General features: G+C 35.3%; 9 protein-coding genes and 5 pseudogenes. 6 read left to right on the top strand and 8 right to left on the bottom strand.

Going from position 1 to position 13,795, the window contains the following annotated elements; all coding sequences use genetic code 11:
- Window positions 1–388: 388 nt before the first annotated feature.
- Window positions 389–775 (top strand): annotated as a pseudogene (locus AAHB12_RS30045) (IS4 family transposase); the annotation flags it as partial.
- Here the strand turns inward: AAHB12_RS30045 and AAHB12_RS30040 are convergent.
- The 3 genes and pseudogenes from AAHB12_RS30040 to AAHB12_RS30030 all read right to left on the bottom strand — a co-directional run.
- Window positions 745–1,287, bottom strand: a pseudogene (locus tag AAHB12_RS30040) (IS6 family transposase); the annotation flags it as partial. The pseudogenes AAHB12_RS30045 and AAHB12_RS30040 overlap by 31 nt on opposite strands.
- A gap of 93 nt (window positions 1,288–1,380) precedes the next feature.
- Window positions 1,381–2,751, bottom strand: a complete 1,371-nt coding sequence (locus tag AAHB12_RS30035; RefSeq protein WP_342048754.1) for an MATE family efflux transporter — start codon at window positions 2,749–2,751, stop codon at window positions 1,381–1,383.
- Window positions 2,752–2,890: 139 nt separating this feature from the next.
- On the bottom strand, window positions 2,891–3,478 hold the full coding sequence (locus AAHB12_RS30030) for a helix-turn-helix domain-containing protein (RefSeq protein WP_342048753.1): 588 nt from the start codon (window positions 3,476–3,478) through the stop codon (window positions 2,891–2,893).
- Window positions 3,479–4,014: 536 nt separating this feature from the next.
- Between AAHB12_RS30030 and AAHB12_RS30025 the strand changes: the two genes are divergently transcribed.
- Both AAHB12_RS30025 and AAHB12_RS30020 read left to right on the top strand, forming a co-directional pair.
- Complete coding sequence (locus AAHB12_RS30025; RefSeq protein ID WP_446715637.1) at window positions 4,015–4,179, top strand: MerR family transcriptional regulator; 165 nt, start codon at window positions 4,015–4,017, stop codon at window positions 4,177–4,179.
- A 534-nt stretch (window positions 4,180–4,713) separates the two neighbouring features.
- Window positions 4,714–5,037: pseudogene (locus AAHB12_RS30020) on the top strand (IS4 family transposase); the annotation flags it as partial.
- A gap of 305 nt (window positions 5,038–5,342) precedes the next feature.
- Here the strand turns inward: AAHB12_RS30020 and AAHB12_RS30015 are convergent.
- From AAHB12_RS30015 to pdxR, 3 genes and pseudogenes are all read right to left on the bottom strand, one after another.
- Entirely contained in the window at window positions 5,343–6,563 is a 1,221-nt protein-coding gene (locus AAHB12_RS30015) for an aspartate aminotransferase family protein (protein WP_342048752.1), read from the bottom strand.
- 100 nt (window positions 6,564–6,663) lie between these two features.
- Window positions 6,664–7,234 (bottom strand): annotated as a pseudogene (locus tag AAHB12_RS30010) (ATP-grasp domain-containing protein); the annotation flags it as partial.
- 4 nt (window positions 7,235–7,238) lie between these two features.
- Complete coding sequence (gene pdxR, locus AAHB12_RS30005) at window positions 7,239–8,696, bottom strand: MocR-like pyridoxine biosynthesis transcription factor PdxR (protein ID WP_342048751.1); 1,458 nt, start codon at window positions 8,694–8,696, stop codon at window positions 7,239–7,241.
- Window positions 8,697–9,127: 431 nt separating this feature from the next.
- Here pdxR and AAHB12_RS30000 point away from each other — a divergent pair, with 431 nt between their 5' ends.
- Complete coding sequence (locus tag AAHB12_RS30000) at window positions 9,128–9,694, top strand: CBO0543 family protein (RefSeq protein WP_342048750.1); 567 nt, start codon at window positions 9,128–9,130, stop codon at window positions 9,692–9,694.
- A 514-nt stretch (window positions 9,695–10,208) separates the two neighbouring features.
- Here the strand turns inward: AAHB12_RS30000 and AAHB12_RS29995 are convergent.
- Complete coding sequence (locus tag AAHB12_RS29995) at window positions 10,209–10,463, bottom strand: SemiSWEET family sugar transporter (RefSeq protein WP_342048749.1); 255 nt, start codon at window positions 10,461–10,463, stop codon at window positions 10,209–10,211.
- Between the two features lie 369 nt (window positions 10,464–10,832).
- Window positions 10,833–11,131, bottom strand: a pseudogene (locus AAHB12_RS29990) (DDE-type integrase/transposase/recombinase); the annotation flags it as partial.
- A 208-nt stretch (window positions 11,132–11,339) separates the two neighbouring features.
- Between AAHB12_RS29990 and AAHB12_RS29985 the strand changes: the two are divergent.
- Complete coding sequence (locus AAHB12_RS29985; protein WP_342048748.1) at window positions 11,340–12,581, top strand: ATP-binding protein; 1,242 nt, start codon at window positions 11,340–11,342, stop codon at window positions 12,579–12,581.
- A 418-nt stretch (window positions 12,582–12,999) separates the two neighbouring features.
- A complete protein-coding gene (locus AAHB12_RS29980) occupies window positions 13,000–13,464 on the top strand; it encodes a DinB family protein (RefSeq protein WP_342048747.1) in 465 nt (154 codons plus the stop codon).
- The last annotated feature ends 331 nt before the right edge of the window (window positions 13,465–13,795 follow it).

Genomic DNA, 13,795 nt, shown 5'->3' with positions numbered 1-13,795 from the left:
AGAATATAGCTTAGACGAATTTTAAAAGGTGTGGTATTCGTTTGAAACAAAGTGATTGGGCTTATATAAATAATTAATATTAATGTTAACAAAAAAAATAATATATATGCTAATTATATAATTAAAAATAATATAAATAAATATGACTAAAACGTTCGTATCTGGTCAAAAAGTCTCTTAGTGTAGAGAAATTAGATTTTTATCTGCCAGAAAATATATTAGTGTATAATTTGCGCTTTTATATAAAATTGTGAGGACTTCAACATCTCCCGAGAGGCAGGGTTATTTTTAATTTTTACAACGAATTTCGTAACAAAAGGGCTATTCTTAAAGTCAAAAGCACGTTACTATTCTCTTATGTTAATGAGAAAGGGTGACGTGCTTTTTTATGAATATGCATCCAAAACAAGAGTTGTCTTTATTTACCGAAGAGTTGTATCGGTATATGTCTTCCGCTGCATTGGATCAATTAGCTATCGAAGTAGGTGGAATGAAACGAAAACGGAAGTGTTATGGACACCATTTTTTATCTTTGTGGGTATGGTTAAATCAACAAATCGCTACTACCTCGCTTACTCAACTTTGTAGTCAATTAGAAACTTCAACAGGAATCTTATTGAGCCCTGAAGGGCTTAACCGACGATTTAATTCGGCTTCGGTAACTTTCTTTCGAAGTGTATTTACTACACTTCTACAAGCTAAAATTGGAGGATTATCTAAGATTTCTCATTCTCTTTCTGCTTACTTTGAGCGTAATCGCATCCTTGATTCCACGATATTGTTTAAATATTTCTTTTGTCTGAGTTGCATGCCTGATGGCATGTTTTTTTCTTTCCTTAATTCTTCAACTGCTATAGGATAAGCCAGATTTTTATCCACTGTTATGACACGTGGCTTAGAAACATGAAAAGACCGCAAAGCTTTCTTGAAGAAGCATTTTGCAGTCTTATGATTTCTTGTTTTGCTTAGATAAAAATCAATCGTACTTCCTTCGGAATCAACTGCACGATATAAATACATCCATTGACCTTTTACCTTGATATACGTCTCATCCACTCGCCAAGAATCATTTGTTTTCTCAAGGTGACAGCAAACTCTCTTGTCTAATTCAGGACCCTATTGATGTACCCAACGCATGATGGTTGTGTGAGCGATGGGTAAACCTCGTTCCTTCATCATTTCTACCAAATCACGAAAACTGAGATTGTACCGTAGGTACCATCTTACAGTTAGCAAAATAATGTCAGGCTGATAATGTTTCCAGTTGAATAAATTTTGGTTTTCCATACTGATCATGCTCCTTTTTTAAAGTAGTAGTATCAGTATGTCTGAGATTTAGAGATTAATTGCATTATCTTGAAGTTTTTGCACCAGAACCGTTTAATTAATTAGTGTTTTTAAGGATTTCTTTTTCCAGAAAAATTGATGAAAAGTAGATTGGGCCAAGAAATTGACTATGAATGCAATTGGATATGCGAGCCATATTCCATTTATCCCAAGTGTTGTAAAATGTGACAAGGAGTATGCTGCCGGAATTTCAATCAGCAAAATACTTGTGACTGTAAAAATTGTTGGCCATAATACAGTACCTGTTGCTCTCATTGTTGCTGAGATTGCCTGAGTGTGACCCAAAATAACATAACTCCAAAATGAGATTATAATAAGATCTTTTGCGAGATTAATAGTATCGGAGTTGTCTAAAAAAATTCCTAAAATAGGATTTGGTATCAGGTAAAGAATGAGAATGAGGATACCACCAAGGAGATAATTTAGTGTAATGGCTATTTTCGTTATGTGTTTGATATTCGAAGTGTTCCCAGATCCCACGGCTTGTGCAACATATACTGAAATGGCAATTGAAATGCTCATCGCTGGTATTTGAACGTAGCTTGCAATTTGATTTATGATTCCATATGCAGCCGTTGCATTGGAACCATAATCATTTACAAAAGATATGACTGCGATTTCTGACAACGCTATTGAAACCATACTAATACTAGTAGGAATGGCTAATTTCAGTAAGGTTTTCAATACAGAGCCTTTCAAGTGAAGATGTTTCAATATAATAGAGTCTAATTTGAGTACATGATTTCGTTTGTGTAAGTGCACTAACAGAATCACAAATGTAATGAAATTGGCAAATACAGCAGCATAAGCAGCACCATTTAATCCGAATTCCGGTAAACCCAACCAACCGAAAATAAGAATTGGTAACAAAGCAATATTTAAGATAATATTAATCAGTAAAAAATAAAAAGGTGTTTTTGAATCGCCAACACCCCTCATAAAGGTTGTATAGCACATATATAGGAAGGTAATGGGTAATGTAACAAATAAAATACGTGCATACTCTGCACTTTCAATCAGAATATTCTCAGGTGTTCTCATCCATTTTAGAATATCTTCTGTAAATAACCCTCCGATTAGGGCGACAGCAATGGAAATAATCATCGTAAATGCTAAAGTAACCCCTACTACTTCCTTCATTTTTTTGATATCTCCACCACCGTACGTTTGCCCAACTAGAATAGAGCTTCCAGATCCAATTCCGATTATAAAGGATACTAAGAAAAAGAGCAGAGGGAAGAAGGCAGAAATAGCTGCTAAAGAATTGACTCCAAGTGTTTGCCCAACGACGATAATTCCAAATACTTGACCTAATGATTGCAAAATACTTGCAAAAATGACAGGTATGAGAAAAGCAATCATCGGTTTTGCGTATGACATGCTTTCATTTAAAGATTTATTCATTTCATATAACTCCTAATATGTTTCGTTTCAAAAGAATCCCATCCTTTTTGAATCAAGATTATTCAAGAAGTGAGTGAAAGATAATCGAGTATTAACATTTAAGTCATAACTCGTGTATGATCATTTATCTAACAAATGTTTATATAAGCTGGTAGTATAAACCAAATTGAGTATCATACCATAACAGTTTGCCATGTTTACGTTTCGGGATACGTGTTTGTAAACCCCATTCAGGGTATTGTTTAATAATCTGAACTTGATCACCAGTAGCAAAAGCAACAAATGATATATAATGATCTTTTGTCATAGGATGGTCGCTTGAAATAAACCATTCATTATCAATTTCTGTAATTGATAGCTTTTCTTCATCTGTTGCTTTCTTCGCTTCTAATAGTTCTAACTTTCTCCCGCAGCAAGATATGGTTATATCTCCAGTTGCTAATACAATATTATTACATGACGGACAGACAAAATAATTCGACTTTTTCATATTTCCTCCTACAAATTCATTCGAAGATAATTCACCTTCTAAAATATTTTCTATATTTACTCCCAATAGGGTAGACAAACTTGGTAATAGCGTGACATCTGGACAGCCATACCCACGCTCCCATTTTGAAATCGTTCGATCAGAAATGTTCATTTGATCAGCTAATTGTTTCTGTGTTAGCCCTTTTTCCTTCCGCAAATTATAAATTAACTCTCCAACTTTACGATTATCCATCATTTTCCCCTCCTGCTCTATTTTCATCTTAGAGGTTTATATGGTTGGTGGCAACAAACGTTCCGTAGAGTTAAACATAGGTAGGGGTTCACCTGTTTTCCTTTTGATTATGTTTTTATGACTATAATAATTAGACTGTTTATTGCTACTATTGGTTTATGGATTCTTCCTTATATAGTTAACTATATGGAAAATAAAAATTAGGGTTTTTCAAAAGTAAAAGCTAATTGTGAAATAGTGTACTTAAAGTAACAGGGCGTTAGTGAATTCAAAATTAAAAATTTTATGGTCAGGTTATATTTTGGATATTCCATTATAGGACGCTTTTCTTAAATTAGAAGGCGTCTTTTTTAAATGAAAATTGTTATTTATATAAACAACCAAAAAAGTTTAAAAGGGTACTTGAACCTAACACTATGTCAGGATGTATAGTAATGTTGCCGGTGAAAATAACCCGTACGAAATGAAGGGTTGATTCTGAATAAAAAAAAACTTGGAAAGTTGGAGAATTAGCTAAACAAACTGGACTTACGGTACGAATGCTTCATCATTACGATAAGATTAACCTATTTTCTCCTTCGCAGTATTCAGATACGGATCATAGACTTTATACAGAGTCAGAAATAGTCAGGCTACAACAAATTATGTCACTTAAGCAATTAGGTTTTTCTTTGGATGACATTAAAGAGATAATGGAAAATTGAAATTTCAATCCAGTTGAAATTATCAAAGTACAGTTAGATGATGTAAAAAAACGCATTCGACTACAGGAACCATTATGTAGTCGGTTGGAGAAAATATACGAATTGCTTAATAGTCAACAAGAAGCGACGCCCGAACAATTTATAAATTTAATTGAGGTGATTAGCTTGAGTTGAACAAGTAAAAACAAAAAGACCGAATAAATTTCGTTTTTTTGTGTTTGATTAAAATCAATAATGAGGTTTAACAGAACCTTATAAAAAGTGTGAATGTACGAAAATGTATCATTTTCTACATTCATTTTCTTGTCAAATGAGAATCGTTGAGAAGAGAAGTTCACTGCCTATTAATAAAGGATATAGTGACAAAAGTAAGAGCAGCCTTACAATACGTGGCTGCTTTTCCCTGTGGATTGTATCCGTATTTTGTTTATAGGGGTTTTGATGCATGCCTATCAAGCCAATCTAATCATGTATCCCTTATACGAGAAATACACTATTCTTTTCGTAGAATCATTGAAAAGGATGGCATTTTTTATGGATATTTCACTCTCAGAAGAATTGCGTCTCTTCGCTCAGGAATTACAATGTCATTTATCTCCTGAAATCCTTCATAGACTCGCAAAAGATGTAGGATTTGTCCGCCGGACAAGTAAATACAGTGGACAAGACCTTGTGTCACTGTGCGTCTGGCTCAGTCAAGAAGTTGCATCTACGTCTCTCAACCAACTATGCAGTGCATTAGAGGCTGCGACAGATGTACTCATCAGCCCGCAAGGACTAAATGAGCGATTTAACTCCGCCGCTGTCCAACTCCTGCATGACATTCTCACTGAACTGCTTCAAAAAAAGATTGCGGCACAACGATTTGTTATGGTTTAGAGGGAGCTGGGGGACAAACGAATTGAAGATGTATAACAGTGCACTTATATTTCAATCCGTATATTGGCCTTTACTAGCTTGATGGGCATGGGGTAGTAGCAGAGAAGTTGTCACCATCTGTAATTAGGAAATGTCAAGATTACAATAAATTATTTAAGTTTAATACTTCTAACACGCATACCCCCATCCTGTTTTGAATGGAGGTAAAATAAAGTTCAACAATATGTAACACTTTTTATAAATGCTTTAACATTTATAATCCCAATAGTAAAAGACCCCATATATCACCATCCACTTGTCATCGCTACTGATTTGGGGATACAGGAAATAAACTGATTAATAAATTCATTGATTTCTGCCTTTGTAATAATATAAGGGGGGAGTAAACGAATAGTATTTCCGTTTATAAGGTCCACTAGTATACCCTTATTCAATAATTCTAACTGTAGTTTTTTGACGTTTTTATTAGTGTCATGAATACTGATTCCAAACATCATTCCACAATGGCGTACTTCTTCGATAAAAGAAGAGTTTTCTTCCTGGACTTTTTGAAGTTTTTCATTTAAATATAAGGACATTTCATAAGATTTTTGCATTAAACCATCATCAATTAATGTTCTTAGTACAGCTAATCCTAAAGCCGTACCAATTGGAGAATGTGCGAATGTTGTTCCATGATCACCAGGTGAAAATGTATCATAAAGTCGTGAACCTACGATTATTCCTCCTAAGGGTGTACCGCCTCCTGCCCCTTTACCAAATTGAATAATGTCAGGTGTAATATCAAAATGCTGATAAGCAAACAATTTTCCAGTTCTCCCTATACCACTTTGCACCTCGTCAACAACAAATAACACATTATACTGTCTACAAAGCTCTTCAACACCTTTTAAATATTCCCCCGACAAAGGGTATATCCCTCCACTGCCTAATATTGGCTCTAGCATAATAGCAATCGGATCTTCCTTGAGTATGGTTCTTTCTAGTTCCTTTAAATTCTCTCGCTCCACTTCATATACAGGAATAGACGTACGAGGAAAATTCTGATATACACCTTCTTGTCTTGTAAAGTGAAGGGCACCTAATGTACGTCCATGAAAACTTTCTTTGAGTACAATCACTCCATCACGTTTTTGATCTGTTATATGTCTGTACTTGTGGATTAGTTTTAAGGTTGCCTCAGTAGCTTCCGCGCCAGAGGTTGTAAAATAGACTTTCCCATCTTTTAAAGAATAATTGACTAATTTTTTTGCATATTCAATAGCAACTGGGTTTAAGAAATGAAAAGGAAGATGTAAGCAGTTTTTAACTTGTTCATAGGTAGCTTTTATAATATTAGGGTGATTATAGCCTAATATATTCACTCCTACACCAGAGAATAAATCCAGATATTCTTTACCATTTACATCATAAAGCTTACAACCTTTTCCCTCTTTTATAGCAACCGGCATACGATGATACGTAGACATTAAATATTCTTTATCTAATTGAAACCAATCGGTCATGAATTATTCCCCCTGGGTGTAGTTATATTGAATTTTTATATTAATTTATATGAATTATAAGAGTTTAATACACACTTCAACACTGCATTTAATTATGCTATTAGAAGCCTTCGCTCCTTCTAACCTGTAAGGAGGGTAAGGAGGATTCAATAATCATATTCAGTAGTTTGTTATAGGGGATTCCCGCAGCATGAGAACTTTTGGTCACCCCCGGCAATGTATTCACTTCCATAACATAGGGAGTTCCGTCTTTTATAATCATATCAACTCTAGCATAAACATTGCATTTTAATACTCTATAGCAGGCTACTGCAGCTTCAGCGACACGTTCATATGTTGTAGCCGGAAGTTCTACAACACCTTCAATCGTAGTGACAATATCGTATTTCGCATGATAATTCAAAAACTCATCCGTATGTTGAATCGAAATAATTGGTAAAGGTTTTCCGTCCAAAATAGAACATGTAATTTCTTCACCCTTTATATATTTTTCAATCACTACTTCAGAATCCCGCTTGAATACATCTTTAAGAGAGGAAAGTAAAGAATCCTTATCGTATACGATCTTTACCCCTACACTAGAACCACCTGAATGTGGTTTTACTACTAATGGATACCCCATTTTTATCTATTTCATCAAGCTGAAGCTTTTCTATACTTGAAAGATGAATCCTCTCATTTTTTTAACTCCCAATTTTCATTTTTTAATGTATCACCAATTATCCTAATTCCATGGACAATATCTTCTTCTGTTAATCTAGAAAATCCTAATCGAAACGTATTACTTCCTTTTCCATCCGTGTAAAAAACATCGCCAGGAGAAAAAACAACTCCCTTTTCATAGCATTTTTTCAAAAGTGTACGCGAATTCATTCCTTTTTCTAACTCTATAAAAAGATGAAGTCCTCCATCCCCAGTCATTCTATTTAATGGAATGTATTGATTACAAGCATGACGGGCTAGTTCATATTTTTTCTTATAAACTGACTTGACCTTTTTTAAGTACCTTTCAAAATAACCATCATGTAAATATTGAAAAAGCACTGCCTGATCAAGTGTGGATGTGTGAATGGTCCGTGTCCGTTTCATACTTTCCAGCCAGTAAATTAATTCCTTATCTGCTAAAATCCAACCAACACGTAAGCCTGGAAAAAGAATTTTTGAAAAGCTGCTGATATAAATAACATTGTTTCCAGACCCGGCAAAAGCCACTAAAGGTGCTAAATGGGAACCTGAATAACGTAACTCCTCATTAAAACCATCTTCCACGATAGGAATTTGATATTTTGAAAAGAGTTTCATGATTTCAGTCCTTTTTTCAGAAGAGGTGACAATCCCGGTCGGATTATGATAAGAAGGGATTAGATATGCAAAATCAAAATCAGCTTCGGATAAGCTTTTCTCAACTTGATCAATATCAATACCATCATCCTTCATTTCGATTCCATGGATGTCAAGTCCATGGAATCGAAAAAGCTTTAATGCGGCATGATGAGTAGGATTTTCACATATAATACGCCCAGATTTTTTAGTTAAGGAAGACAATAAAATATCCAGCCCCTCAGTGAAGCCATTAGTGATAAGAATATCCTTATTGGAAATATCTATCCCTTTCATTTCCATATAGTGAAGAAGGTAATTAATTAGGGGTTTATAACCTTTTGCATATCCGTAGTTCAAAACGATATCTCCTTCAATGGACATCCTATTCAGAAAAGCTCTTTTAAAATTTTCGACATCAAAAAGCTTTTCGTCTGGGGCAATGCTATTGAATGAAATCATGCCTTTTTCCCAGCGAACACCGTGCTTCATTAAATCTAATTCATCAGCTAGCAAGGTAACTTCATTGAGTTTTTCTTTCCAGTTAAGCTTGATAGATGGTGTATTGGATGCATCGACTTTCCCTACAAAATTTCCTTTTCCCTTTATTGCATAGATTAGGCCTTCTTGTTCTAAATCAGCGTAAGCAGTAAGAACAGTATTTCTGCTGACCGATAACAATTTACTAAGCTCTCGGGTAGATGGAAGTTTCTGGTGCTCCAGCAGGTGTCCTTTTATAATCATCTTTTTAAAATAATCTTTTAATTGAATATAAACCGGACGATCATCCGCAAGCTTAAAATCATTAAACACTTCCTTTGCCCCCTTGCTATCATTTTTACATAATTATAACTATCCCCAAAGGTCCACCACATATGTATTTTCTTTAACTAGTGGTATCGTTTTAGGGGTTCTGGTACAAAATTTTCGCACCAGAACCTCTTTTTTTTTTATTGCTCAAGTGAACAGGATGCTTTAATCGAGCAAGAAACTAAAAACTTCTAACTTCTGTATTCGAGAATTATATAAACAAAAAAATGTCTTCCAGCTAGGTAATCTGGAAGACATTTTCAACACTTACAGTGATACAGACTTATAGTTTGGCACGGAATACAATATACAGCGGAGGAGAAAGAAGCCCCATTTCTGAGGCCTTTTTTTGATGGATGTAGGTTGGCTGCCATTTAATAGCTTTTCCGGATTTTGGGGAACCTATGCTTGATGGATGTTAGGAGGTGCTATATTTGCCAGATGGTCAACTTATCAATGCAGACAAGATAGAACAGTCAAGAAAACTGTATGAAGAAATTCATCAGACGCATATGAAATATCTATCTTTTTGGAAAGAAACCACCTTATGGCATTGGGAATTTTGGTTGTCACTGTTTTTAGTTGTGTTTCCGTGGATGATTTGGTGGTTTTATCGGAAACGTGGTAGCGAAGGAAGGCTTCTTTTGGTGGGATTTTTCGTTCTCTTGGTTGCTTCATGGCTTGATTTTTTAGGAGTTGCCTTCGGTGCTTGGTTCTACACAGGAAAAGCTGTGCCCGTTATGCCAACCTTTTTCCCTTGGGATTCTTCATTATTACCGGTCACTGTTATGTTGTGGCTTCAATTCCAACCCCATTGGAATCCCTTTGTTAAAGCTGTTATATATGCTCTGGTTGTTGCCTTTGTAGGAGAACCATTCTTTGAATGGTTGGGTTTCTATACCCCCCTGAAATGGAGTGCTTATTATTCTTTTCCCATTTACATAGTTATTTTTTTAGTCTCACATCGCTTCAGTAAAATGATGTCATTTGACACCTTATGAAACATAAATTATTTCTTATATCGAATGTTATGTCGATCAACAACACATAAAAAATGAACACCAACGGATACTAGGGGATGAAGAGGATAAGCCATTCTCTTTCATCCATCTTGCTATGTTCTCCCCACCATTGAGAACATGGTTTTTCGTTTCCTTGTTTTGCCATCATTCCCTGAAACTAAAATTACCAATAATTGGACTATATTCATATCATTCACTTTGTAAGCGCTTTCTGGTATAATAGGAATTGGGTCGGGCGGCGCGCGTGGCTGCCAGCGGTACAAAGCGTAGGTGGGGCTTGTACTAGGGACGAACTGATAGAAGTCTTTTTATTTTATAAGTTAAAGATGAATCAGTTATCTCGGAAAGATTTCCGGATTATGGGGAATTTGAAAGCATTGTTATTAAACTTAATAGAACGTGTGAAATTTGGCTGGTTCGGTTTCTTTGAATTGCAAAGTACCGATAAACAAAAAAGCTGAATTTCTTGTAGAATAAAATTCAGCTTATGGATTCAACGATATTTAAGTTTTAATGTAAGGATTGTAACAGCAAAAGCTAATGTTACTAAATTGGCAAGCATCAATGGGATGTCTTTTGTATAAAAACCATATAGTAACCAAAGAAATACACCTGCAGTAAACATACTATACATAATTACAGATATGCCTTCTGTATTTTTTTCTTTTATTGTTTTAATGGTTTGCGGTAAAAGTGAAAACGTAGTCAAGAATGCGGCAACCATTCCGACTATTGTAAAAAAACTCACGGACTTTTCCTCCAATTCAATTTTGTAATAAAAAATTATTTTCATGAATACCAGTATTTACATTTTCCTTGCTGTCATAGTTTTAACTAACACTTTCCAAATCATTTCAGCAATCGATTACATAAAAAGAAAATTCTTGCCTACCATATCCATTGGGTTCTAAACAACGCTATACAATCCACAGTTAAGTATTGCATGCAACCGTCACAATCCGTAATTTATCAAAATTTCGCCGAAAATCAAACGAAAGACAGAGTTCGTTTTTCAAACAATCTACAAGATACAAGAATAGGATAATCAATTTTCCTAGCTCATTATAATAAAATCACTGTAATAAATCAATACTAGTTAGACTGCCAGAATTTTAACTTTTGCGCGCTTTTCATTTTGATTTTGGTAAGAATCAATGGTATTTCCTTCAGAATCTACTGCACGATACAGATACATCCATTCCTCTTTTATCTTGATATAGGTCTCATCGACTCTTCATGGGGCATTCGTTTGCCTGAGATGACGCCGGATCTCTTATCCAACTCAGGACTATATTGATGTATCCAACGTATAATGGTCGTGTGAGCCATCGATACTCCTCGTTCCTCCGTCACTTCCACAAGATTATGAAAGCTCAAGTGGTATTGTAGGTACCATCTGACAGTAAGAAGAATAATATCGGGTTGATAATGTTTTCACTTGAACAAATTTTGCCTTTCCACACGGATCATATCCCTTTTTTAGAGTAATCGTATCGGTATATCCAAGCTTTAGAAATTAATTGCGATTGTTTTTGGGTTTTTGCACCAGAAACCATTTTTTTCTCCTGTTTTTATATTCAGTTTCCTTTTATACTAGAATGAGCTTAACAATGAGGTAAACTATATGGAATATACTAAAAATTTGCTCTTACAAGTAATGATTATTTTGATCCCTGTCTTTTTTTATTCTATGTATTTAACCAATCGTCATCAATTCATCGAAACGAAACGTCAAAAATTAATTTTCAGTTTCTTGGCAACGATTACGTTAGTATTGTGCATGTCCTTTCCAATCTATTCGGATGTAAACGAGCGAAATGACCTACGGTTTGTAGCTCTTATGATAGGTATATTGTATGGAGGTGGATACGCAACAGGTATTGTTCTCACGATCATTTTATTGTTGTATCGTTGGTATTTTGGAGGGACAGGTTTTTATTCAACGGTATACCAAGTCTTGTTCCTCTTACCCATGTTTTTTTTAGCATATCCACGTTTCGTCCAGCAGGATCGAGCAGGTCGAATGAAACTGACTTGGAGGATGACATTGGGGATGTCCTTGATCTTCATCCTCGTGGATTTGCAAGAGATGGAATTTTTTAGCACACTTCAGGAAGTTTTAACGATATGTATTGCCACCATTGTAACTATCTTTCTGATTGAAACCTTAAGGGAAAATTCCAAGTTACACATGGAAGCTCAACAGGCGGAAAAATATAAGATACTCGGAGAATTGGCGAGTTCCTTTGCTCATGAAATTCGAAATCCTATGCAGACCAATCGAGGATTTCTCCAGTTACTTCTACAATCGCCAATTTCAGAGACGTATAAAGGGTATGTTCAAATTTGTATAGAAGAAGTGGATCGGGCGAATGACGTCATTACCGAATATCTTTCGCTTGCCAAGCCAGAAGCGGATATGAAAGAGTCCGTCGATGTTTTCGAAACAATACAAACGGTCGTCAATATTCTCTACTCCTATGCTTTAGAACGAAAAGTAAGCATAGACGTCCGACTTCCGGAGCAAGAGTGTGTGATATTGGGTCATCCCCAAAAAGTGAAACAAGCCTTCCTCAATATCATCAAAAATGGCATCGAAGCGATACATCAAGGTGGTGCGGTTTCCATTCTCGTGAAACAGGAGTCACAGCATGTGGTGATCCAAATCCAAGATGAGGGAGTAGGGATGAATGAAGACGAAGTGAAACGTCTTGGACAACCATTTTATTCTCTGAAAGAAAAAGGAACCGGCATAGGACTCATGGTGAGCTATCGCATTATCGACTCGCTTCATGGAAAAATCATCGTCCAAAGCCAAAAAGGAAAAGGAACCACGTTTACCATTCGGTTTCCTCTTCATAGTTGACGTGTTTATCTGTAAGGCAAGTGGATATTATCAGCTTCAAGAGGTATATGTACAGGAAAAAATCCAATAGAAGTAAGTATTTTTGAAGACTTTATCATCAATTTCAAGAACATATTTCTATCATACAAATTCTAACCATCTATAAAAACCTTTATAGATGGTTTTTGTTTTTTGAAAGATTTTATATGTGATATGGGGGGACTTGAATTTTTCGATTAAAATGAAAGAAGAAGTCTTCTTCATAATTAAATAATTAGGCTTACAAAATGCAGAGTTGGTTACTGCATCCAATACGGATGTTAAGTGACAATAAAGTCCTTTAAAATGCCAATTATATTATTCCATTAAAGGACCATATTGTTGAGGACTGTGGGTATAAACGATAAAATAAGGAAAAGGAAAGGAGCATGATGCAAAGATGAACGAAGAAATGATTTTCCAGCAAATCAACTTAATTAGGCAAAACACATTGAATGAAATAGAAGGTTTATCAGAAGAACAGGCAGATCAAAGGCCAGAAGGATTCCTCAACACAATCCGTTGGAATCTAGGTCACATTTACACAGTTCAAAATGCTTTGGTTTCAAAATTTGGTGGGAAAAATATCGATATACCATCTCGCTACCTTGAATTGTTCGCCCCAGGGACAAAGCCAGCCGATTGGCAAGGCGAAGTTCCGACACTCGATGAGTTGAAACAACTTCTTGAAGAACAGCCGGCAAAACTGAAGGAAGCTTTAGCCGGACAGCTGAATGAAAAAGCTGCAAAATCATTTAAATCACTATCAACCATTGGTGAGATTCTGAATTTCACGATGTATCATGAAGGATTGCATTTAGGAACGATTAAAGGGTTAAAAAAAGTAAACAGTGTGGCGGAGTAAAAAAAGAACCGTTCATTAAAAAGATATTAAAGAGAAAAGCCGATTATTGAAATGCTTATTACATAAAAGGACGCTTTAATGGAACAAGCAGCAAAAAGGATCTTTCAACCGAAGATCCTTTTTAGAGTACTAGTATCAGTATGTTCAAGTTTACTAGACTTCTTGCACCAGAACTCGATTATGTTATGATCGACTCAAGTAATGTTTATTCTCCTAGACCAAATAAAAAGTTGTTTCTTTTATAACAAGATTGTTCCGCAAACAGTCCATATAATTGAATAACTCACTTCCAAGACTATTGGATAATTATATAGGGCAGATTGTGAAGATT

This window comes from Bacillus sp. OTU530, assembly GCF_038440375.1.
The sequence above is the reverse complement of the archived record's forward strand: the minus strand, read 5'-3'. Positions and strand labels throughout refer to the sequence as shown.